The sequence below is a fragment of the Stutzerimonas chloritidismutans genome, from assembly GCF_038562055.1.
Taxonomy (GTDB): domain Bacteria; phylum Pseudomonadota; class Gammaproteobacteria; order Pseudomonadales; family Pseudomonadaceae; genus Stutzerimonas; species Stutzerimonas chloritidismutans_A.
Window position 1 is genome coordinate 88,586 of sequence record NZ_JBCFXD010000009.1, and the last position, 23,014, is coordinate 111,599.

Below are 23,014 nucleotides of genomic sequence, written 5' to 3' on the forward strand. Positions count from 1 at the left end.
CGTTCGGTCAATAGCTCAGTTTGATCGTCTGACCGCTAGCGATTTCCTTTTCCTCGAACAGCCGCCAATCCTGGTCGCCCTCACGGCCAAGCAGCTCAACGAAGCGCCTGCCGGTGACTGGCTCCTGCATCTGCCCCTGATAGAAGCCACCGCCCTGCGGCTGTAAAACGATGCGACGATCGCGTTCTGGCTGCGTAGGGGAGATCAGGTTGAGTATCACTTGTTGCGGACGGCTCGCGCCGCTCAGCTGGACCTCGGCGAGCCCGCGCTCATCGTTGAGGTTGAGTTGCGCCTGCATTTGCAGGCGCTCGGCGAGCTTTTCGCGTTCCAGTGACTGGTTTATACCTTTGCCGGCGTCGTAATAGTTGTCTGAGACCAGGGTGTCGGCATTGCGAATCGCGATTGTCAGCATCGAGGTGCCAAGGATGACCGACATCAGCAGGATGCCGATCACGAACCAGGCCCAGAACTGCTTGTACCAACGCGTACTTTCTTGCTCAGAATTGCTCATGTACTACCTGTTTAGCGGATGCTGGGGCCGATGAAGCGGCTTTCCGCTTCATCTTCAATTGAGGAATCATCTGCCGATCTGATGTGGAAGACGACTTCGTTGGTGCTCGACGGAAGCTGCTCTGGTGCAACCGACAGTTCTACTGGAATGGTGACCAGTTCGCCTGCTTCAGCACGAACCTCATTGCGCCCCTCGTATTGCAAGCCTTCAAGGCCAACGGCCTCAATGATGAAGGTCTGCTCACTTTGGGCCTTGTTCATCACCTTGAGCGTGTAGACGTTTTCGATTCGTCCTTGCTCGTTTTCCCGGTAAAGCACGCGGTCCTTGAGCACATCGAGCTTGACGAGCGCACGGTCCGAGACGGCATAGGCAAATACGCCCATCATCGCCGTCAGCGCAACGGCATAGCCGATCAGTCGCGGCCGCACCAGATGGGTTTTTTGTTCGGACAGGTTGTGTTCGGTGGTGTAGCTGATCAGCCCGCGCGGGTAGTTCATCTTGTCCATGATGGTGTCGCAAGCGTCAATGCACGCGGCGCACCCGATACATTCGATCTGCAGTCCGTCGCGGATGTCGATGCCGGTGGGGCATACCTGCACGCACATGGTGCAATCGATACAATCTCCCAGGCCCATCGCTTTGTAGTCGGCATCCTTTTTCCGCGGACCACGACGCTCGCCGCGGCGTGGGTCGTAGGAGACGATTAAGGTGTCCTTGTCGAACATCACGCTCTGGAACCGAGCGTACGGGCACATGTAAATGCACACCTGTTCGCGCAAGTAACCCGCGTTGCCGTAAGTCGCTAGGGTGAAGAACCCCACCCAGAACAACGCCCAGCCGCCTACCTGGAGGGTCACGAGATCAGGCACCAGGTCCCTGATCGGTGTGAAATAGCCTACAAAAGTAATACCGATCGCTAGAGAAACAGCCAGCCAGATCGAGTGCTTGGCGGCTTTGCGCAAGAACTTGTTGGCACTCATGGGCGCCTTGTCGAGCTTCATGCGCTGGTTTCGGTCACCCTCTGTGACCTTCTCTGCCCACATGAAGACCCAGGTAAATACGCTCTGGGGGCAGGTGTAGCCACACCAGACGCGACCAGCGAAAACGGTGATGAAGAACAGGCCGAATGCGCAAATGATCAACAGGGCAGAAAGCAGGATGAAGTCCTGCGGCCAGAAGGTGGCGCCAAAGATATAGAACTTGCGCTCTGGCAAGTCCCACCAAACCGCCTGCCGTCCGTTCCAGGTCAGCCACACGGTGCCGAAGTACAGTACGAACAGGAGTGCACCGCCAGCAAGTCGCAAGTTGCGAAACAGGCCGCTGAAGGCTCGTGTGTAGATCTTTTCGCGCGCGGCGTAGAGGTCGCCCGATGCTTCGGACTTGGAGGGGGGGGTTACGTTGCGGACGGGAATCTGCTCAGTCATCAAGTGCGTACCACGGCGGAGGGTGAGTGTCCCGGCCGATGCATGTCGGCCGGGATCTTTTGCTTACCTGCTGCGAATGGTACGCCTCGTCAGTCGAACTAAGGTGCGACCTTGGGTCGCGCCAGGACCGATGGATCAGTCCTCCGACTCTTGCGAGAGGCTATACACATACGCTGCCAGCAGGTGCACCTTGTCGTTGCCAAGAATGTGTTCCTGGGCAGGCATACGGCCGTTCCGGCCGTAGCGCAGGGTCTGCTGAATCTGTCCAAAACTCGAGCCATACAGCCAGACGTTGTCGGTCAGATTAGGCGCGCCCATAGCCTGAGTGCCTTTGCCTGCAGGACCATGACAAGCTACACAATTGGCTGCGAAGATTTTTTGACCCTGCTCAATGTCGACGTTAATACCCTCGGGGGTATCGCGGCCGGACAGGCTGCGAACGTAGCCAGTTACATTGCGGATACCATCTTCGCCAATCACATCGCGCCATGCGGGCATCGCTGCCTGCCGTCCGCCCATGATGGTGGTTTTAATGGTTTCAGGCGCGCCGCCCCATAGCCAGTCGTTGTCTGTCAGGTTGGGGAAACCGTAGGCACCCTTGGCATCCGAACCATGGCACACGGAGCAGTTGGAGGCGAACAGGCGGCCACCCATTTTCAGGGCTTGCGGATCCTGAGCAACCTGTTCAACGGGCATCGCTGCGAATTTGGCATAAAGCGGGCCATACTGCTCGTCCGCCTTATCCATCTCACGCTGCCATTCCTTCACCTGGGTCCAGCCACCTTCGTAGCCGGGCAGCATGCCCTTCCAGTTACCCAGCCCCGGATACAGTGCCAGATAACCCAGCGCGAAGATCACGGTGGCAACGAACAGCAGGAACCACCAGCGCGGGAGCGGGTTGTCGTACTCCTCGATTCCATCATAGGAATGGCCAACGGTTTCTTCGGTGCTGTCGTGGCGTTGTCCCTTGCGAGTGGCGAGCAATAGCCAGACCAGTGCGGCAATGGTCCCCAGGCTCAGCAGGGTGATGTACCAACTCCAAAACGAGGTCATTTATTTCTTACTCCTGGAAGCTTCTTCATCACGCTTGTTGGCGTCGGGCTCATCCGCGAAGGGCAGGTTGGCCGCTTCATCGAAGCTTTTCTTGCGCTTGCTGCTATAAGCCCAGAGGATGATGGCTATCATTGCGACGAAAACAAGAATGGTGCCCAGGCCGCGAAGAGTCCCGATATCCATGGTGCGTTACCGTTTGTTGGTGAGTGCAGTGCCGAGTACTTGCAGGTAGGCGACAAGGGCATCCATTTCGGATCTGCCTTTGACCGCGTCCTTAGCGCCGGCTATGTCTTCTTCGGTGTAAGGCACGCCAACGCTGCGCAGCGCAACCATCTTGTCGGCGGTGTTCTTGCCATCAAGGCTGTGCTCGACCAGCCACGGGTAGGAAGGCATCTTCGATTCCGGTACTACGTTGCGCGGGTTGTAGAGGTGCGCCCGGTGCCAGTCATCGGAATAGCGGCCGCCGACACGCGCCAGGTCCGGGCCGGTACGCTTGGAACCCCACAGGAACGGGTGGTCGTACACGCTTTCACCAGCAACCGAGTAGTGGCCATAACGCTCGGTCTCGGCGCGGAATGGACGAACCATCTGCGAATGGCAGCCAACGCAACCTTCACGGATATAGATATCGCGCCCTTCGAGCTGTAAAGCTGTGTAGGGCTTCATACCTTCCACGGGCTCGTTGACCACATCCTGAAAGAACAGCGGAACGATCTGAGTCAGACCGCCGATGCTCACTGCCAGGATCATGAACAGGGTCAGCAGACCGATGTTCTTTTCGAGTATTTCGTGATTCTTCATTTATCGGTTCCCTCAGGCGATCTGCGCAGCGGCTTCGAATTCAGCCGACTTGGCGGCACGCACAGTGCGCCAGGTGTTGTAAGCCATCAGCAGCATGCCGGCCAGGAAGAACGCGCCGCCCAATGCCCGCACGATGAAGCCCGGATGGCTGGCTTCCAGGGCTTCGACAAAGGAGTAGGTCAGCGTGCCGTCTTCGTTGATTGCGCGCCACATCAGGCCCTGAGTGATGCCGTTGACCCACATCGAAGCGATGTAAAGCACGGTACCGATTGTTGCCAACCAGAAGTGGGCGTTGATCAGACCAATGCTGTACATCTGCTCGCGAGCGAAGACCTTCGGAATCAGGTGATACAAGGAACCGATGGAGATCATGGCGACCCAGCCGAGGGCGCCGGCGTGCACGTGGCCGATGGTCCAGTCGGTGTAATGGGACAGCGCGTTGACGGTCTTGATGGCCATCATCGGACCTTCGAAGGTCGACATGCCATAGAACGCCAGGGACACGACCAGGAAGCGCAGAATCGGATCGGTACGCAGCTTATGCCAGGCGCCCGACAGGGTCATCATGCCGTTGATCATGCCACCCCAGCTCGGGGCCAGCAGGATGATCGACATCACCATGCCCAAACTCTGCGCCCACTCTGGCAGCGCGGTGTAGTGCAGGTGGTGAGGGCCGGCCCAGATATAAAGCGTGATAAGTGCCCAGAAATGCACGATAGACAGGCGGTATGAGTAGACCGGACGGCCAGCCTGCTTGGGTACGAAGTAATACATCATGCCCAGGAAGCCGGTAGTCAGGAAAAAGCCTACGGCGTTGTGGCCATACCACCACTGAACCATCGCATCGGTTGCACCCGAGTAGATCGAGTAGGACTTGAACCAGCTCACCGGTACTTCCAGGTTGTTGACGATATGCAACATCGCCGTCACCAAGATGAATGCTCCGTAGAACCAGTTACCTACGTAGATATGGGCAGCCTTGCGCTTCATGATCGTGCCGAAGAACACTACGGCATAGCTGACCCATACGAGCGTGATCAGGATGTCGATCGGCCACTCGAGCTCAGCGTATTCCTTCGAGCTGGTGAAGCCTTGCGGCAAAGTGATGACGGCCAGAACGATCACCGCCTGCCAGCCCCAGAAGACGAATGACGCGAGGCCATCCGAGAACAGGCGAGCCTGCGAGGTCCGCTGTACCACGTAAAAGGACGTGGCCATCAGGGCACAACCACCGAAGGCGAAAATCACCGCGTTGGTGTGAAGCGGGCGTAAACGACCGAAACTGGTCCATGGCAGGTCGAAGTTGAGTTGAGGCCAGACCAGCTGTGCGGCGATAAACACACCCAGGCCCATTCCGATAATTCCCCACACCACCGTCATGATGGCGAATTGGCGAACCACCTTATAGTTATATGCAGTCTCACTTATTGCTGTGCTCATGCAAGGCTTCCACGCTAATGGCATTTCAAGGGGGCAAAAACGGCGGCAAGTATGGAGAAAGGAGGGGGGCAATGCAATCAAGGCCCAGGCCGTCTCATGCCGTTCGGACCCTGATTCCAAGCGTTTTCCATGCTCTTTGCAGGGTCGTTTAGCACATCATGCCGATGTGTTGAATCGAGGGCTTCGCCTTATAGTTCTGCGCGACTTCGGCGAGTAGAGAGGAATATTAGATCAGCGGGCGGGAGGAGCAAACGGAGGAGGGGTGGGCGGTCTGCGACAGAGCGTCGCATACAGCAGAAAATTGATCAGGAGCAGGGCGATACGGCGTATCGCCCTGTAAAGCGTTACTGCTTGGCTACGCGTTCTGGTTGCTGTGAAAGGCTATAAACGTAAGCGGCCAGGAGGTGCACTTTGTCGTTGCCGAGGTACTGTTCCTGCGCAGGCATCTGCCCGTTGCGGCCGTGACGAATGGTCTGCTGCAGCTGCGGCAGGCTGGAGCCGTAGATCCAGCCGGCTGGGTTGGTCAGTTTCGGTGCGCCGAGGGCGGCCATGCCTTCCCCATTTGCACCATGGCAGACCGAGCAGGTCTGAGCGTAGACCTGGCCACCCGCAGCAGTGTCTGCATCGCTGCCTTCCGGCAGGGGCAGACCACCCAGATCATTGCGAACATAGGCTGCGACGTTCTTCACGCCTTCTTCACCGATGACCTGACCCCAGGCCGGCATCGCTGCCACGCGACCGTGGAGGATAGTCGTCTTGATGGTTTCGGCATCGCCACCCCAGCGCCATTCGCTATCCGCCAGATTCGGGAAACCGACAGCGCCCTTGGCGTCCGAGCCGTGGCAAACCGAGCAGTAGTTGGCGAACAGGCGACCGCCGATCTTCAGCGCCCGCTCGTCCTGAGCGACCTGCGCCACAGTCATGGCGGAATATTTGGCAAAGATAGGACCGAATTTCGCGTCAGCCTGATCAACTTCACGCTGCCACTGCTTGTCCTGCGTCCAGCCATCTTCATAGCCCGGCATCACGCCTTTCCAGTTACCCAGGCCCGGGTAGAGCACCAGATAGAAAATGCCGAACACCAAGGTGCCGATGAAGAGCATGAACCACCACCGAGGCAGCGGATTGTCGTATTCCTCGATACCGTCGAAGGAATGTCCCATGGTCTTGTCGGTCGTGCCTGCGGATTCGCCCTTGCGGGTGGCGAAGATCAGCCAGAACAGAGCGACAATGGTGCCCAGCGTCAGCAGGGCGATGTATCCACTCCAGAAAGCGTTCATCTGTTACTCCTGGGCAGCCCGAACGCTCGAACTGCCCGCGATGTTGGTTCCCTGACGGCTGCGCTGCAGCGCGTCGTTCTCGATAACTCGCCGTCGATCTCAGCGCTTGTTCTGCAGCGCGGTACCGAGCACCTGCAGATAGGCCACCAGAGCGTCCATCTCGGTCTTGCCCTTGACAGCGTCTCCCGCAGTGGCGATGTCCTCGTCGCTGTAAGGCACGCCGACGGTGCGCAGCGCTTTCATCTTCGTAGCGGTGTCCTGGCCGTCAAGGGTGTCCTCAACCAGCCACGGATAGGACGGCATCTTCGATTCAGGCACGACGTTGCGCGGGTTGTAGAGGTGCGCACGGTGCCAGTCGTCGGAGTAGCGGCCGCCGACACGCGCCAGGTCCGGACCGGTACGCTTGGAGCCCCACAGGAAGGGGTGGTCGTACACGCTTTCACCCGCCACTGAGTAGTGCCCGTAGCGCTCGGTTTCGGCGCGGAACGGACGGATCATCTGCGAGTGACAGCCGACGCAGCCTTCACGGATGTAGATGTCGCGTCCTTCCAGCTGCAGCGCGGTGTAGGGCTTCATGCCTTCTACCGGCTCGTTGACCACGTCCTGAAAGAACAGTGGAACGATCTGGGTCAGACCGCCGATGCTCACTGCCAGAATCATGAACAGAGTCAGCAGACCGACGTTCTTCTCGAGTATTTCGTGCTTCTTCATCAGTCTGCTCCTCAGGCGATCTGCGCGGCGGCTTCGTATTCGGCCGGCTTGGCGGCCTGTACGGTGCGCCAGGTGTTGTAGGCCATCAGCAACATGCCGGTGAAGAAGATCGCACCACCGAGCATGCGAACCACAAAGCCCGGATGGCTGGCTTCAAGCGCTTCGACGAAGGAGTAGGTGAGGGTGCCGTCTTCGTTAATCGCACGCCACATAAGGCCCTGAGCGATACCGTTGACCCACATCGATGCGATGTAGAGTACGGTGCCGATGGTGGCGAGCCAGAAGTGCGCGTTGATCAGGCCGATGCTGTGCATCTGGGCACGACCGAACACTTTCGGGATCAGGTGGTACAGCGCACCGATGGAGACCATGGCAACCCAGCCGAGCGCACCGGCATGCACGTGACCGATGGTCCAGTCCGTGTAGTGGGACAGTGCGTTGACGGTCTTGATGGCCATCATCGGACCCTCGAAGGTCGACATGCCATAGAACGCCAGGGACACGACCAGGAAGCGCAGGATCGGGTCGCTGCGCAATTTATGCCAGGCCCCGGAAAGCGTCATCATGCCGTTGATCATGCCGCCCCAGCTTGGCGCCAGCAGAATCAACGACATCACCATGCCCAGGCTTTGTGCCCAGTCCGGCAGCGCGGTGTAGTGCAGGTGGTGCGGACCGGCCCAGATGTAGACGGTGATCAGTGCCCAGAAGTGGACGATCGACAGGCGATAGGAATACACCGGACGCTCGGCCTGCTTGGGCACGAAGTAGTACATGATCCCGAGGAAGCCTGCAGTGAGGAAGAACCCTACGGCGTTATGACCGTACCACCACTGGACCATTGCATCGGTCGCACCGGCATACACCGAGTAGGACTTCATTGCTGTGACCGGGACTTCCAGGTTGTTGACGAGATGCAGGATCGCCACGGTCAGGATGAAGGCGCCGAAGAACCAGTTACCGACGTAGATGTGCTTGACCTTGCGCGTGGCCAGGGTGCCGAAGAACACGACCGCGTAAGACACCCAGACGATGGTGATCAGGATGTCGATCGGCCATTCCAGTTCGGCATATTCCTTGGAGCTGGTGAACCCCAGCGGCAGCGATATCGCGGCCAGGAGGATGACCAGTTGCCAACCCCAGAACGTGAACGCGGCCAGCTTGGGCGCGAACAGAGTGGTCTGACAGGTGCGCTGGACCGAATAGTAAGACGTCGCGAACAATGCACAGCCGCCGAAGGCGAAGATCACCGCGTTGGTGTGCAATGGGCGTAGACGACCGAAACTGGTCCACGGGAGGTCAAAGTTGAGAAATGGCCAGGCCAATTGTGCTGCGATGAAAACGCCGAGCCCCATCCCGACGATTCCCCACACCACCGTCATGATGGCAAATTGGCGGACCACCTTGTAGTCATAGGCGGTACTGGTTGCTGTGTTCATGTATGGGCTTCCATCCACGGTAATGAGCATGTTTTTTGTTGCGGTGAGCAGAGATTTCTTTCAATAGAAAGCGGGGGCAAGGATGGGCACTGGGCAAATGGCCGGTATTGACGCCGGTCAATACTCAAAGGGCGACGAAATTCCATTCGTCCGGCGTGATCAACCAAAGGGGGCGGTTTGCGCCAGCCTGATCCTGGCGCATGGAGCTGGCGCTCCGATGGACAGTCCGTTCATGGAGCAGATGACTGAACGGCTGGTAGAGCGGGGCGTGGCGGTCTTTCGTTTCGAGTTTGCCTATATGGCCAGCAGGCGCATCGACGAACGCAAGCGTCCGCCAAATCCACAGGCACAGCTGCTTCAGCAATGGCGTGCGGTTTATCGAACGGTGCGACAGCAAACCGCAGGGCGATTGGCGATCGGTGGCAAGTCGATGGGCGGGCGAATGGCGAGCTTGTTGGCCGACGAACTCGCGGTCGATGCACTGGTATGCCTGGGCTATCCGTTTCATGCCGCACGTAAGCCGGAAAAGCCACGAGTGGCGCACCTGGCCGAGCTGCGAACACCGACGCTGATTATTCAAGGGGAGCGCGATGCCATGGGTAACCGAGACACCGTCGCTGGCTACTCACTGTCGCCGGCGATTCGCCTCGATTGGCTGATGTCGGCCGACCATGATCTCAAACCACTGAAACGCTCAGGCTTTACCCATGAGCGGTATCTGGACAAGGCTGCAGACGCAATCGCGGCATTCCTCGGCAGTCCTTAGCCCCAATAGGAAATAGGAATGCCCGCTGCCGCAATGCGGTAAGCGGGCATGCTTGGTGGCATCAGCGAGATGAGGCTTTAGTTAGCGGTTGAAACGCTCTACCAGGCTGTACTGCGACTGTGCAGTCGCCGCCAGGTCTTCAGAAAGCAGCGCTGAGCTCTGCGCATCGCCAGAGGTCTGGTCGGCGAGTCGGGCGATATTGCCAACGTTCTGGCTGATTTCGTCGGCCACTGCGCTTTGCTGCTCGGTTGCGGAAGCGATCTGCGCCGTCATGTCGATAATGCGTCCCACCGCCTCACTGATGCCGGTCAGTGCCCCGTCGGCATCGATCACGCGCTCGACGCCACGGCTCGCCTGGCTACGGCCTTGCTCAGTGGTTTCCACGGCTTGGCGTGCCTGCTGTTGCAGCTTTTCGATCAGCTGATGAATCTGTCCGGTGGCGGATGCCGTGCGCTGAGCCAGTTGTCGGACCTCGTCGGCCACCACGGCGAAGCCGCGGCCGCTTTCACCCGCTCGCGCGGCTTCGATGGCTGCGTTCAGCGCGAGCAGGTTGGTCTGGTCAGCAATGCTCTTGATCACATCGACAACAGTGCCGATCTCGTTACTGTTCTGTGCCAGCGCTGACACCGCATCGCCGGTTTCGGTGACGGCAGCAGCCAGCAGTTCGATGGCCTTGCGAGTCTGCGAGCTAATCTGGCGACCCTGGGCGGTGAGCTGGTTGGCTTGTTCGGTGGCCTCCGCTGCAAGAGCCACGTTGCCGGCAACCTCCTGGGTGGTGGCGGCCATCTGCGTGATTGCAGCAGCGACCTGCGAGGTCTCGTGATGCTGTCGCGACAATCCATCAGAGCAGCTATGCGCCAAGTCGTCCGCACGCTTGGCCTGCTGCTGCAGTTGCACGGCGCTGTCCTGCAGGCGGGTCAGGCATGTCTTGAGTCGTGCATGCTCGCTGAGCAGGGCCATCTCCAACTGTGCCTCGGCACCGTGGCTGTCGGTGTACATTTTAGCGATCAGCGGATCACTGGTTGACTGCTGGGCCAGACCTAGCAATCGCCGCATCCCGCGCATCTGCCAGTGACGACCGATCAAACCGAGGGGTATTGATAGCAGGGCGGCGAGCGCGAACCCCCAGCCGTGGTCGTGCCAGGCTCCGATCAGGAAGCCAATCTGACTGATGACGATAAAGGGCAGCCAATTGACCAAGATGGGAAGCCATTTGTCGCGCTGGGGAACCCCACTTTTTCCTGCGTTTAGCCGAGCATAGAGCACTTCTGCGCGCCCGACCTGTTCACGGGTTGGCTTGGTGCGGACCGACTCATATCCAATGACCTTGCGCTGAGCATCCAGCACCGGCGTGACATAAGCGTTGACCCAATAGTGATCGCCGTTGTTGCGGCGGTTCTTAACGATGCCCATCCAGGGCTTGCCATCCTTGAGTGTGGCCCACATATGGCCGAACACCGCCGGCGGGACGTCTGGATGGCGTATCAGGTTATGTGGCGCGCCGATCAATTCACTGCGTTCAAAGCCACTGACTTCGGCAAAGATATCGTTGCAATAAGTAATCTTGCCGGTCAGGTCAGTGGTCGAAATCAACCTTTGCTGATCGGGAAACGCATATTCACGTTGAGTAACGGGCTGGTTGTTTCGCATGCAATACGCCTGGCAAGTCGGGGTGGCTGCAGCCACTTATTGTGTTCGGTCAGTCCGCCAATTCTGCGGTGCGGGGAATGATGGCATTTTGACGCCAAGTTCACGACCGTTGTGCTTGGCATCCTAACGGCTGATTTTCCAAAGACTTAAGCGTCAACAGATAAATGGCAGCACAAAAAAGCCCGCTGCAGATGTGCTGCAGCGGGCTTTGATTGAAGCGACATATGTTTCGGGCTATCAGGCCTCGATCAGCTGGCGCAGCACGTAGTGCAAAATGCCGCCGGCTTTGAAGTACTCAACCTCGTTGAGAGTGTCGATGCGGCAGAGCACCTGAAAGCTATCGCGCCCGCCGTCGGCACGTTCTACGTCGACGGTCAGCAGCTGACGCGGCTTGATGTCGGCGCCCAGGCCACGGATCGACAGCTTCTCGTTACCGGTCAACCCCAGCGATTGCCTGGTCTGGTCGCCGACAAACTGCAGCGCCAGTACGCCCATGCCTATCAGGTTCGAACGGTGGATTCGCTCAAAGCTCTCGGCAATAACGGCCTTTACCCCTAGCAGATTGGTACCTTTTGCGGCCCAGTCGCGGCTGGAACCGGTGCCGTACTCCTTGCCCGCGATGACGACCAAGGGCACAGCCTCCGCCTGGTAGCGCATCGCAGCGTCGTAGATGGACATGCGCTCACCACTTGGCTGATACAAGGTGTTGCCGCCTTCCTCGCCGCCAAGCATCTCGTTTTTGATGCGGATGTTGGCGAAGGTGCCGCGCATCATGACTTCGTGATTACCGCGGCGCGAACCATAGGAGTTGAAATCCTCCGGCTGTACGCCCAGCTCCTGCAGATACACGCCGGCAGGGGAGCTGGCCTTGATGTTGCCGGCCGGGGAGATGTGGTCGGTGGTGATGGAGTCGCCAAACAGCGCGAGGATTCGAGCGTTCTCGACATCTTTCGGTGGCGTCAGGGGTTGCCCGATGTCCTCGAAGAAGGGCGGGTTCTGCACATAGCTGGAATTATTGTTCCATTTGTAGGTGTCGCCAGCGGTGACCGCAATGGACTGCCAATGCTCATCGCCACTGAATACATCGGCGTAGCGGGTGCGGAACATTTGTCCGTCGATCTTGCTGACTGCCTCGTTCACTTCCGCGCTGGTCGGCCAGATGTCCTTGAGGTAAACGGGCTGGTTCTGCTCGTCATAGCCCAGCGGATCTTTTTCCATGTTGATCCGCGTGGTTCCGGCCAGCGCGAAGGCCACCACCAGCGGCGGCGATGCCAGCCAGTTGGCCTTGACCAGCGGATGCACGCGGCCTTCGAAGTTACGGTTGCCGGAAAGCACCGATGACACGACAAGATCGTTATTGGTAATCGCCTTGCTGATGGCATCAGGAAGTGGCCCGGAGTTACCGATGCAGGTTGTGCAGCCATAGCCGACGAGGTTGAAGCCAAGTTGATCGAGGTAGGTGGTCAATCCGGCGCGCTCGAGGTAGTCGGTGACGACCTTGGAGCCCGGCGCCAAGGATGACTTCACCCAGGGCGCGCGCTTTAGGCCGCGCTCGAGTGCCTTCTTCGCCACCAGGCCGGCAGCCATCAGCACGTTCGGGTTGGAGGTGTTTGTGCAGGAAGTAATGGCTGCAATCACCACCGCGCCGTGCTTGAGGCGGTAGTCTTCGCCGGCCACCACGACCGAGCTGGCGGCCTGCTGGGCTTTGCCACTGGTTTCCAGCAGCAGGTCAAAGTTGGCACCGATATCCTCAAGCGATACGCGGTCTTGCGGTCGCTTAGGGCCCGCCAGGGATGGCTTGACCTCGGCCAGGTCCAACTCCAACGTGGCTGTGAAAACGGGATCGGGAGAGTGGGTGTCGCGCCACATCCCCTGGGCTTTGCTGTAGGCCTCGACCAGGGCGATACGGTCTTCGTCACGTCCGGTCAGACGCAGGTAATCAATGGTGACCTGATCGACCGGGAAAAAGCCGCAGGTCGCACCGTACTCCGGCGCCATGTTGCCGATGGTCGCGCGGTCGGCGAGTGGAAGATGGTCCAGACCGGGGCCGAAGAACTCGACGAACTTGCCCACCACACCGTGCTTACGCAGAATTTGGGTCACGGTCAGCACCAGATCGGTGGCGGTCACGCCTTCGTTGAGCTTGCCAGTCAAGCGCATGCCGATCACTTCCGGGATCAGCATCGAGACCGGTTGGCCGAGCATCGCGGCTTCCGCTTCGATGCCGCCGACGCCCCAACCCAGCACGCCGAGACCGTTGATCATCGTGGTATGCGAGTCGGTGCCGACCAGGGTGTCGGGGTAGGCGATGGTTTCGCCGTTCTCTTCCTTGGTCCAGACAACCTGTCCCAGGTATTCCAGGTTGACCTGGTGACAGATTCCGGTGCCAGGCGGCACCACGCGGAAATTGTCGAATGCTTGCTGACCCCAGCGCAGAAACTCGTAGCGCTCCCCGTTGCGCTGCATTTCGATGTCGACGTTCTGCTCGAACGCCTTGTCCGTGCCGAACCGGTCCACCATCACAGAGTGGTCGATCACCAGATCGACCGGCGACAACGGATTGATGCGCTGTGGGTCGGCACCGGCCCGGGAGACCGCGTCCCGCATGGCAGTGAGGTCGACGACTGCGGGTACGCCAGTAAAGTCCTGCATCAATACTCGCGCGGGGCGATACTGGATCTCGCGTTCGGAGGTGTGTGTCTTGAGCCACACGGCCAACGAGTTGAAGTCATCGGCGCGAACGGTGGCGCCATCTTCCCAGCGCAGCAAGTTTTCCAGCAGTACCTTCAGCGAGGTAGGTAGTCGGCTGATGTCGCCCAACTGTGTCGCAGCTTCCGGGAGGCTGTAGTAGTGGTAGGTCTTGCCGTTCACGTCGAGACTGCGACGGCAATTCAGGCTGTCCAGGGATGGCATTCGTCTCTCCTTGTGCCCGCACGGCCGGGCTGATTGAGTCGGGAGCGTTCTTGGAACCTAGCTTCTGGCGAAGTGATTCGCCACGAAACTGGCCGCCAATCGTCATGGCTAAACTGCAAGGGTCGGGCCGCGACAGCTTGTTCGCAGCGGCGCAAAGGCGCTGCTTGTCGGGACGCAAACGACTCCTGCAACTGTTCACTGGACCGAACCAGCAAGCCCGTGGTTCCCCACTCGGCTATCATGTGCGGCTTTTGTCGCAGGGGGGTGCTGGCGCCGATGCGCTTTGTGCCGCTTATAGGGTTCGTACCATGAATACATTGCTGCTGCATTGCCGCCCCGGTTTCGAGAGCGAGGTCTGCGCTGAAATCAGTGACCAGGCTGCTCGCCTTGATGTGGCCGGCTACGCCAAGGCCAAAGCTGACAGTGCTTGTGCCGAGTTCATCTGCAACGACGCGGCAGGACCTGAACGCCTGATGCGCGGCGCGCGTTTCGCACGGCTTATATTTCCCCGGCAATGGGCGTGCGGGGAATGGCTGGCGCTTCCGGAAACTGACCGGATCGGTGTATTGCTCGATCAGCTGAAATCCATGCCGGTGTGCAGCAGTCTGTGGCTGGAAGTGTTGGATACCAACGACGGCAAAGAGCTGTCGAACTTCTGCCGCAAGTTCGAGGCGCCGTTGCGCAAGGCGCTGGAGAAAGCCGGCAGGCTGAAGGAGGGCAGCCATGGTCCCCGCCTCTTGCTCACGTTCAAGAGTGGTCGTGAGGCCTTTGTGGGGTTTGCCGAAGCAGAGAACAGTGCCATGTGGCCGATGGGCATCCCCCGGCTGAAATTTCCTCGCCAGGCGCCAAGCCGCTCGACCTTGAAGCTCGAGGAGGCGTGGCACCATTTCATCCCGCGCGAGCAATGGGATGAGCGGCTGGCGCCAGGCATGACGGCGGTCGATCTTGGCGCCTCACCGGGCGGCTGGACCTGGCAGCTGGTCAACCGCGACATCGAAGTAATGGCTGTCGACAACGGGCCGATGAACGAGGAATTGCTCGAGTCCGGTCTGGTGGGTCATTACCGCGCCGATGGCTTCGCCTTCCGTCCTAAGCGCCCGGTGAACTGGATGGTCTGCGATATCGTCGAAAAGCCGGCGAAAAATGCCGCGTTGCTCGAAACCTGGATCGGCGAAGGCTTGTGTCGCGAAGCCGTGGTCAACCTGAAGCTGCCGATGAAGCAGCGCTATGCCGAGGTGAAACGACTGCTGGAACGCATCGCCGATGGGCTTGCCGAACGAGGGGTGAAAGCGAGCATCGGCTGCAAACAGCTCTATCATGACCGAGAGGAAGTGACTTGCCATTTGCGTCGGTTGTGAACCCTGCCGCCTGCTTTCTTGCGCGAAATACCGTCCTGTTTTCTGGAGCCTCTGATGTCTCGAACTACCGAACTGTCTGCTGATGCGCTGCTCGATGCCAGCGGCCTCAACTGCCCCGAGCCGGTCATGATGCTGCACAACAAGGTGCGCGATCTGCCTGCGGGCGACGTCTTGAAGGTCATTGCGACCGATCCGTCGACTCAGCGCGATATACCCAAGTTCTGCGTTTTTCTGGGCCATGAACTGGTCGACCAGCAGACCGACGACGGCGCCTATCTGTACTGGATACGCAAGAAGCTCGATTAGACGCCCGCAATATTTGGGCGCCTGGTTTAGATGCAGGGCGGCAGAAACACCAGCTGCATGCCAACGAAAACCGTCGCCAACGCTGCGATGAAGTGAATCCCGGACGACACCTTGATCACGAAAACCTGGCGTTCATTGAAATCGTTCGGTTCATGAGACAGCTTCCAGGTCCGGCGTCCCAGCCAGAGCAGCAACACTATCACCAGTACCGTGAACAGTCCGAAGCTCGCATTCAACCAGTTGAAGACCCCGAGGCTGGGGTCCGGCGGGGCGATCGAACAGACCACCGCGTGTGAGCCGTACATGATGGCAAACCAGAGGCTCCAGATGGTCAGCCCAAACGGAATCTGAATGGGGTGGAAGACAGATGTGCGGCTGTACTTCATCAGGCAGCCCCCCATGCATTCGGGAACAGGACAATCGCGGCATAGGCGCTCCAGACTACGCCGAGGTTGTAGTACCAGAGCTGCTCGACGACCACCACTTCATAGGGCGCCTTGTCGCCGACATAGCCGTACATCACCCGCAGGGTCTGCAGCAGGGTAAGAATCGTCGCCAGCCCGCAGTGAATCAGGCCATAGGCCAGAATCACGAAGACCACCGCGTCGTGCGCTGTCTCGGTCACCCTCAGGTCGGCGGTTAGCAGCAGCCACAGCAGCATTGCCCACTGCACGGCACCGATTACCGTGATGGCGCCGAGGTTGAGCATCAGCTGCCCCCCATTTCCGCGGCGCAACCGGCCGGGCACGAGGCGCATCCACAGTGTCCCGATGGTCAGCAGCAGGGCACTGGCGAGCATCAGCCAGCCGTTCAGATCGGAATGCTCGGGCACCATCCATTCCGGTGACACCGTCCACAGGTAGAACCAGCCGAACAGCAGCGACAGATAAAGGGTGCCGTTGGCCAGCAAGGTGACGCCCATACCCCATAGACCGGGCCCGTCAAAGGTTCGCGAATGCAACGGCGGCTCGCCAGGTTGCGTTTGCGCATCGGGCGCAGCAGCGGGGTGCGCACCGTTTTCCCAAGACCAGCGGAACAGCACGATCAAGGTGGCGACTGTGGCAATCAATGCGACCCAGTAAAACTTGTTCAGCAGACTCAGGCAGAGCACCGCAAGAAACACCGAAGCCACGAAAGGCAACCAGCTGTTACCGGGCAAATGGATGATTTCACGAACCTTTCCAGTCAGCGGGTCCGAGCCCCAGGTTTCGCGCCGGCCATGATCGATTGTCTTCAGCGAGTGCTCGGCACGGGCGATGCTGTTGGGCAGGTCTGGATCCTTCCACAGCGGATGGCGGTCGGTAATGTCCGGCAAGCTGACGAAGTTATAGGGGCTAGGAGGCAGGCAGGTACCCCATTCCAGCGTGTCAGCACTCCAGGGGTTGGTTTTTGCCGGCTGGCCGAAGCGGAAGTGCAGGACGATGTCCAGCAGAATGGTGCCAATGCCGATGGCCATGATGAAGCTGCCGATCGACGAGATCAGGTTGGGCATGTCCCAGCCCAGCCCGGTGTCGTAGGTGTAAACCCGCCGTGGCATTCCGATCAGCCCGGTCCAGTGCATGATCAGGAACGTCGTGTTGAAGCCGATGAAGACCAACCAGAAGCCCCAGCGGCCCAGGCGCACCGAGGGCATGCGGCCGGAAAAATGCGGCAGCCAGTAGTAAAGCCCGGCCATCAGCGGGAAGAACATCCCGCCTACCAGCACGTAATGCATGTGCGCAACGATGAAGTGGGTGTCATGCACCTGCCAGTCGAAGGGCACGAGCGCCACCATCACACCGGTAAGACCGCCACAGACGAACACGATTAGAAAGCCAACCAACCAAAGCATCGGCACGTGATAGACCGGCTTACCCAGCCACAGCGTTGCGATCCAGGCAAAGATCTGTACCCCGGTGGGTATCGCCACAAGCATGCTTGCGGCGGAAAAGAACCCCAGCGCCAGCGCTGGAATGCCGACGGTGAACATGTGGTGCACCCACAGCCCGAAACTCAGGAATCCGGTGGTCAGCACGCCGAGCACCACCCACCGATACCCCACCAGTGGCCGCTGGCAGAACACGGGTAGCAAGGTGGAAACGATGCCGGCTCCGGGCAGGAAGATGATGTACACCTCTGGATGGCCGAACAGCCAGAACAGGTGCTGCCAAAGCACCGGATCGCCGCCCTTGGCTGAATCGAAAAATGGCATGCCGGCAGCGCGCTCCAGCTCCAGCAGAATGCTGCCCAGGATCAGCGGAGGGAAGCCGAACACGATCATCAGCGCCATCACCAGGATGTACCAGGCATACAGCGGCATCTTGTGCAGCGCCATGCCGTTGGTTCGGGTGCGCAGGATTGAAACCACCAGCTCGACACCGGCACTGACTGCGGAAATCTCAACGAAGGTGATGCCGAGCAGCCAGAAGTCTGAGTTGACGCCAGGCATGTGCGCAGAGCTCGACAGCGGGGTGTACATGAACCAGCCCGCTTTGGGCGCGACGCCGAGAAACACGCTGGACAACAGGATGATGCCGCCGAACAGGTAGCAGAAATAGCCCAGTGACGAGAGGCGCGGAAAGATCAGGTCTCGCGCGCCGATCATCTTTGGGATCAGGTAGACCGCCAGCCCCTCCATCATTGGAACGGCGAACAGGAACATCATCACCGAGCCATGCATGGTGAAGACCTGGTTGTACACCTCGGGCTCCATCAACACATAGCCGGGCAGGGCGAGCTGGGTGCGGATAAGCATCGCCATCAGCCCGCCAATCAGGAAGAACACAGCTCCGGTGACCAGAAAACGCAGGCCAATCGTGGTGTGGTTGACGATGGTCAGCGCGCGCCAACCGCGCGGGTTGCCCCAGACCTCGTTGAACTGGTCGCGCAGCTGATCCGGATGCGTGCTGGGCTTGCTGCTTTGGTCGAGTTGAGTCATGGAGCGAGCGTCTCCAGCCAGTCGGCAATCTGATCGAGTGTTTGCGGCGGAACGTCGTCATGCGCAGGCATGCCGTTGCCGAATTTGAGCGTCTTGTGGTCACGTAGCCACTGCCGCAGCCCGTCGTGGTCGTTGTCGATCACGCCGGCGCCGAGGGTTGGCCGCGTGGCGAGGTCGGTGAGGTCCGGCGCACGATTGCCGTTGCTGATACCCGCCACGCGGTGGCACTGCCCGCAGCGCTCATCGAACACGCGACCGGCGTTGGCAGGAGCGCGTTGCTCAATGCTGAGATTCTCTCTTGCGGCGATCCATTGATCGAAACCGGTTTCGTCCAGCGCTTCGACGTGCAGTTTCATGTGCGCATGCTGCAAGCCGCAAAACTCCGAACACTGTCCATGAAAGACACCGGTATGGCCGGCTTGCAAACGGATGACATTGGTGCGCCCGGGGATCATGTCCATTTTTCCGCCGAGTCTCGGAATCCAGAACGAATGGATGACATCGGCGCTGGTGACGTTCACGTCTATCAGTCTTCCGGCTGGGATGATCAGCTGGTTCGCTGTGGTGACACCGCTATCGGGGTAGTGCACCTCCCACCACCATTGGTGGCCAGTGACCTCTACTTTTAGCGGCTGCTGACCTTCGACCGGCAGGGGCATCATGCTGCGCCCGGTAGGTATGCCGAAAATCAGCAAGACAACGATGCTTAGACTTGGCAGTACGATGCCGCCGCCAATGACCCAGCGGCGGTTGATCTTGAGGGCCGTTTCCTCGCTGGTTTCCCGCGGCTTGCGTGCCAGCGCATAGATCCATATCGCGCTGACTGCGACCAGCACCAGCGTGGCGAAGGCAAACATGCCCCACCAGACATGGGATATCTGGCGCGCCATGGGACTGGCTGGGTTGAGCGACGACAGCGGACCGCCACAGCCACTCAGTAAAGGAACTGCCAGCGCCAGCGTGGTCCATTTCAAAAGGTCGCCGGCTCGTTTTGCGCGGTGGCCTACCCCCGACAAATGCTGCCGGAGCGCCCAATGGCCCGATACAGAGATTCTATTCACAGTCGCGCTGCGATAGCCGGCCACCCGCTGCACCCGATGTTGATCCACTTTCCGGTCGCCGCACTGACCGGCTTGCTGCCGGTTGATCTCGCGCACCTCTGGACGTTGGATGACTTCTGGTGGCGAGCCGGCCTGTGGCTGTCCGGCGTGGGCGCCCTGGGTGGCTGGATCGCCAGCATCTTCGGACTGATCGATTTGGTGACCGTGCGTGAGATTCGCCACAAGATCACTGCATGGTGTCATGCGATTCTCGCCGTGATGATGCTGTCGCTGGCTTCGCTGAACTGGCTGCTGCGCTACCAGAACGACGCCCAGAGTATGCAGCTGTGGGCGCTGTACCTCTCGGCGATCACCGCCGTGTTGATATCCCTCGCGGCGTATCTCGGCGGCCGGCTGGTCTACGAGCATGCTGTCGGGGTCGACCTGGACAAGGTCTGAATCAGAAAAATACGGGGCTTGGGATCGTTCGGTCATGGGCATCTTCGAGGTGATCGAGCGGTTCGGGGCGTGCTAGAAAGGTTTTGCCAGCACCAGCCAAAGCGTCGCGGTGATGAACGTTGCGGCAACTGCTCCAAGGAAACGACAACGGATGCTCACGCTCTGCTCAGGCGCCCGTTCGATATGCAGTACCAGCACGCCACATAGGGTGTGGCAGAGCACCATCCCGGCCACGGTGCTGAGCTTGACGATCAACCAGCCGGCCACGAGACCCTGGCTCAGGAAAAGCGCTGTACCCGAACCAATGGCGACCAGCGCCGCTGGCGTGCCGATCAGGTTGAACACCATGCGCGTCAGATGCGCATGGTCACGATAGAAAAGTGGGTCACTGCGTCGAGTACCTGCTGCAATCAGCGCAGGCAGGTAGAGCAGGGTGCCGCACCAGCAGAGCAAGCCCGCGAAGTGCACCAGTTTGAGCAAGGGCATGCATGTCTCCGTCCAGCCCGCGGCAAGTCAGAGGTTGTGACAGCCGCTTGCCGGGGGGGTTCGGAGCTCGCAGGGGAAGCGTATGGAGGAGGAGCTTGGACGGCGAAGCGCAGCGCTGCCTCAGTCGCTCTGCTGCTTCGATGGATCCTGCTCGTCGTCGTGCTCAGGCTCACTGCGTTTGAACAGGTGGGTGCCACAGCGGCTGCAAAAGGCCGCGTTTGGCTCGTGGCTGAGCTTTTCGCAGGTCGGACAGCGCTGCTGAAGACTGTCGGCACGCATGGCGGTCGCCAGCTCCGCGGTAAAAATGCCGGTGGGCACCGCGATGATCGAATAACCGGTGATCATTACCAGGCTCGCCACTGCTTTGCCCAAAGGCGTCTGAGGCGTGATATCGCCAAATCCGACAGTGGTGATGGTGACGATCGCCCAGTAAATACTCATCGGAATGCTGGTGAAGCCTCTTGACGGCCCTTCGATCACGTACATCAAAGTGCCGAAAACCAATACCAGGGTGCTGACGCTAAGCAGAAAGACGACGATTTTCTGCTTGCTGCCTCGCAGCGCGATCATCAGAAAGTTGGCCTGACTCAGGTACTGGGTGAGTTTGAGAACGCGGAAGACGCGCAACATCCGGATCGCGCGTACTACCAATAGATACTCAGCGTCTGGCAGCACCAGGGCGATGAAGGCCGGAACGACCGAAAGCAGATCGATCGCACCATAGAAGCTGAAAATGTATTTGCGCGGCTCGGGATGACAGTAAATCCGGACCAGGTACTCGATCAGGAAAACGCCAGTAAACAACCATTCCAGAGCGTCCAGTAATCCGCCATAGCGCTCGCTGTACAGCGCTACGCTGTCCAGCATCACCACTACTAGGCTTGCGAAGATGGCCACCAACAACCAAGTATCGAAGCGCTTCCCGGCCGGCGTATTGGTGAAAAAAATGATGACATAGAGGCGTTCTCGCCAGCTCATCGACTGGAGGGCGTCGTTGTCCATGTGGGCTCCCGGCAAAACTCGAGCGCGAAGTATCCCCGAGTTCGATCCGCACGCAAAAGGATCGTTGTAAGGGTGCCTTCTTTTATAGCGCGATCCAGCCGCTCAGGCAGGCTAAAGTCCAAGCAGGCTGAATCGTTCCCAGATACCTCGGGTCTACCATTCAGCCCGCAGCCTTTGCTACGCCTGGCGTTCAGTAATAGTCTTAGTCTCGCGCATCAAACCGCTGGAGAGCGAAATGCCAGATTCGAAGTTGGTCGACCCATTCGGCCGGCGCATCACGTACCTCAGATTGTCGGTCACCGACCGTTGCGATTTCCGGTGCACCTACTGCATGAGTGAGGACATGGTCTTCGCCCCGCGTGCGCAGATCCTAACGCTGGAAGAGCTCTATGCCGTGGCTGACGCGTTTATCAGTCTGGGCGTCAAGCGTATCCGTGTGACCGGTGGAGAGCCGCTGGTGCGCAAAGGGTTGCCGAGCCTGCTGAGTCGTCTGGGTGCGCGTGAAGAGTTGGAAGACCTGGCGATCACAACCAACGGTTCGCAGCTGCCGACACTGGCGCCGGTACTGCGGGATGCGGGCGTCAAGCGTCTGAATGTCAGCCTGGACTCGCTCAAACGTGAACGTTTCGCCGAGCTCACGCGCCGCGACATGCTTGAGCAGGTCGTCGCCGGTATCGATGCTGCTCGCCGTGCCGGATTCGAGCGGATCAAGCTCAACAGCGTGATTCAGAAAGGCCGTAACGATGATGAAGTGCTGGATCTGGTGAATTTCGCCGTCGAGCGCGGGCTGGATATCAGCTTCATCGAAGAGATGCCGCTGGGCAACGTCTCCAGCCACGAGCGCGAAATAACCTTTTGCTCCAGCGAGGAGGTGCGCGAACGTATCGAAGTCGGCCATCAGCTGATACGAAGCAGTCACACTACCGGCGGCCCTTCGCGCTATTGGCAAGTGGCGGGCAGTGACACTCAGGTGGGCTTCATCTCGCCTCATAGCAACAACTTTTGCGGCAGTTGCAACCGGGTGAGAGTGACCGCCGAAGGCAAACTGGTGCTCTGCCTTGGTCACGAAGGCGCGCTGGATCTCAAGACCTTGATGCGTCGCTACCCCGGCGACAGCGAACGGCTGCGCCAGGCGTTGGTGGATGCGCTGCAGCTCAAGCCTGAAAAACACGAATTCCGCACTGATGAACAGGTCCAGGTGGTGCGGTTCATGAGCATGACGGGCGGCTAGCGACTGCGCCTGTTCTGAAAGATATTGGCTTCCCTCACGCCATGGACATCGGTTCAATGGTGGCGTATGGGCGGCTTTTTCCATCGGCAGTGGCTAAGCACTGTCGGCAGCCAATACGCGGTAGAGACCGCCATTTCCGAACTCCCTTCACGCGTTTTCGCTTTATGCTACAGGCCCTGAGAGGCCCGCTAGTCGTCGTGATAAACTGCGCAGCCGACCGCCCAGACGAC

General features: G+C 59.4%; 21 protein-coding genes. 5 read left to right on the forward strand and 16 right to left on the reverse strand.

Annotated elements, in window-relative coordinates; genetic code table 11:
* Positions 1-7: 7 nt before the first annotated feature.
* The 9 genes from AAGW23_RS14760 to ccoN (AAGW23_RS14800) form a co-directional block, all read right to left on the reverse strand.
* Complete coding sequence (locus AAGW23_RS14760; protein WP_342407152.1) at positions 8-511, reverse strand: FixH family protein; 504 nt, start codon at positions 509-511, stop codon at positions 8-10.
* Between the two features lie 11 nt (positions 512-522).
* Entirely contained in the window at positions 523-1,935 is a 1,413-nt protein-coding gene (gene ccoG, locus AAGW23_RS14765; RefSeq protein ID WP_342407153.1) for a cytochrome c oxidase accessory protein CcoG, read from the reverse strand.
* Between the two features lie 135 nt (positions 1,936-2,070).
* On the reverse strand, positions 2,071-2,988 hold the full coding sequence (gene ccoP / locus AAGW23_RS14770; RefSeq protein WP_200636983.1) for a cytochrome-c oxidase, cbb3-type subunit III: 918 nt from the start codon (positions 2,986-2,988) through the stop codon (positions 2,071-2,073).
* The gene (locus AAGW23_RS14775) at positions 2,989-3,171 is read right to left on the reverse strand and encodes a CcoQ/FixQ family Cbb3-type cytochrome c oxidase assembly chaperone (RefSeq protein WP_045427751.1); all 183 of its coding nucleotides are present in this window, start codon (positions 3,169-3,171) and stop codon (positions 2,989-2,991) included.
* A 6-nt stretch (positions 3,172-3,177) separates the two neighbouring features.
* Positions 3,178-3,789: a cytochrome-c oxidase, cbb3-type subunit II gene (gene ccoO / locus AAGW23_RS14780; RefSeq protein ID WP_200636982.1), complete on the reverse strand. Its 612-nt coding sequence runs from the start codon at positions 3,787-3,789 to the stop codon at positions 3,178-3,180.
* 12 nt (positions 3,790-3,801) lie between these two features.
* Positions 3,802-5,229, reverse strand: a complete 1,428-nt coding sequence (gene ccoN / locus AAGW23_RS14785) for a cytochrome-c oxidase, cbb3-type subunit I (protein ID WP_102835404.1) — start codon at positions 5,227-5,229, stop codon at positions 3,802-3,804.
* A 344-nt stretch (positions 5,230-5,573) separates the two neighbouring features.
* A complete protein-coding gene (gene ccoP, locus AAGW23_RS14790) occupies positions 5,574-6,509 on the reverse strand; it encodes a cytochrome-c oxidase, cbb3-type subunit III (RefSeq protein ID WP_045427743.1) in 936 nt (311 codons plus the stop codon).
* Between the two features lie 99 nt (positions 6,510-6,608).
* A complete protein-coding gene (gene ccoO, locus AAGW23_RS14795; protein WP_102835403.1) occupies positions 6,609-7,220 on the reverse strand; it encodes a cytochrome-c oxidase, cbb3-type subunit II in 612 nt (203 codons plus the stop codon).
* A gap of 11 nt (positions 7,221-7,231) precedes the next feature.
* On the reverse strand, positions 7,232-8,656 hold the full coding sequence (ccoN, locus tag AAGW23_RS14800) for a cytochrome-c oxidase, cbb3-type subunit I (RefSeq protein ID WP_200636978.1): 1,425 nt from the start codon (positions 8,654-8,656) through the stop codon (positions 7,232-7,234).
* Between the two features lie 82 nt (positions 8,657-8,738).
* Here ccoN (AAGW23_RS14800) and AAGW23_RS14805 point away from each other — a divergent pair, with 82 nt between their 5' ends.
* Complete coding sequence (locus AAGW23_RS14805) at positions 8,739-9,422, forward strand: alpha/beta family hydrolase (protein WP_200636976.1); 684 nt, start codon at positions 8,739-8,741, stop codon at positions 9,420-9,422.
* Positions 9,423-9,503: 81 nt separating this feature from the next.
* On the opposite strand, the gene AAGW23_RS14810 is transcribed toward AAGW23_RS14805, so the two are convergent.
* A complete protein-coding gene (locus AAGW23_RS14810; protein WP_342407154.1) occupies positions 9,504-11,072 on the reverse strand; it encodes a PAS domain-containing methyl-accepting chemotaxis protein in 1,569 nt (522 codons plus the stop codon).
* A gap of 237 nt (positions 11,073-11,309) precedes the next feature.
* A complete protein-coding gene (gene acnA / locus AAGW23_RS14815; RefSeq protein WP_342407155.1) occupies positions 11,310-13,985 on the reverse strand; it encodes an aconitate hydratase AcnA in 2,676 nt (891 codons plus the stop codon).
* Positions 13,986-14,293: 308 nt separating this feature from the next.
* Between acnA and rlmM the strand changes: the two genes are divergently transcribed.
* The gene (gene rlmM, locus AAGW23_RS14820) at positions 14,294-15,343 is read left to right on the forward strand and encodes a 23S rRNA (cytidine(2498)-2'-O)-methyltransferase RlmM (protein WP_200636970.1); all 1,050 of its coding nucleotides are present in this window, start codon (positions 14,294-14,296) and stop codon (positions 15,341-15,343) included.
* Positions 15,344-15,397: 54 nt separating this feature from the next.
* Positions 15,398-15,649 carry a sulfurtransferase TusA gene (gene tusA / locus AAGW23_RS14825; RefSeq protein ID WP_200636968.1) on the forward strand — a complete coding sequence of 84 codons (252 nt, stop codon included), beginning with the start codon at positions 15,398-15,400 and terminating at the stop codon, positions 15,647-15,649.
* A 26-nt stretch (positions 15,650-15,675) separates the two neighbouring features.
* On the opposite strand, the gene AAGW23_RS14830 is transcribed toward tusA, so the two are convergent.
* Genes AAGW23_RS14830 through coxB form a run of 3 tightly spaced genes read right to left on the reverse strand, consistent with a single transcriptional unit; the run spans position 15,676 to position 19,456 of the window.
* On the reverse strand, positions 15,676-16,035 hold the full coding sequence (locus tag AAGW23_RS14830; protein WP_200636966.1) for a hypothetical protein: 360 nt from the start codon (positions 16,033-16,035) through the stop codon (positions 15,676-15,678).
* Positions 16,035-18,566 carry a cytochrome c oxidase subunit I gene (gene ctaD / locus AAGW23_RS14835; RefSeq protein WP_342407156.1) on the reverse strand — a complete coding sequence of 844 codons (2,532 nt, stop codon included), beginning with the start codon at positions 18,564-18,566 and terminating at the stop codon, positions 16,035-16,037. Before ctaD ends, AAGW23_RS14830 begins: the two co-directional genes overlap by 1 nt.
* Complete coding sequence (coxB, locus tag AAGW23_RS14840) at positions 18,563-19,456, reverse strand: cytochrome c oxidase subunit II (protein ID WP_342407219.1); 894 nt, start codon at positions 19,454-19,456, stop codon at positions 18,563-18,565. The genes ctaD and coxB overlap by 4 nt, the downstream gene beginning before the upstream one ends.
* Positions 19,457-19,600: 144 nt before the next feature.
* Between coxB and AAGW23_RS14845 the strand changes: the two genes are divergently transcribed.
* Positions 19,601-20,065: a DUF2231 domain-containing protein gene (locus tag AAGW23_RS14845; protein ID WP_102835395.1), complete on the forward strand. Its 465-nt coding sequence runs from the start codon at positions 19,601-19,603 to the stop codon at positions 20,063-20,065.
* A gap of 72 nt (positions 20,066-20,137) precedes the next feature.
* On the opposite strand, the gene AAGW23_RS14850 is transcribed toward AAGW23_RS14845, so the two are convergent.
* Together AAGW23_RS14850 and AAGW23_RS14855 are read right to left on the reverse strand one after the other, a co-directional pair.
* The gene (locus tag AAGW23_RS14850) at positions 20,138-20,551 is read right to left on the reverse strand and encodes a CopD family protein (RefSeq protein WP_102835394.1); all 414 of its coding nucleotides are present in this window, start codon (positions 20,549-20,551) and stop codon (positions 20,138-20,140) included.
* A 120-nt stretch (positions 20,552-20,671) separates the two neighbouring features.
* A complete protein-coding gene (locus AAGW23_RS14855; RefSeq protein ID WP_342407157.1) occupies positions 20,672-21,553 on the reverse strand; it encodes an ion transporter in 882 nt (293 codons plus the stop codon).
* Positions 21,554-21,788: 235 nt separating this feature from the next.
* On the opposite strand from AAGW23_RS14855, the gene moaA reads away from it, so the two are divergent.
* Entirely contained in the window at positions 21,789-22,784 is a 996-nt protein-coding gene (moaA, locus tag AAGW23_RS14860; RefSeq protein WP_342407158.1) for a GTP 3',8-cyclase MoaA, read from the forward strand.
* Positions 22,785-23,014 lie beyond the last annotated feature (230 nt).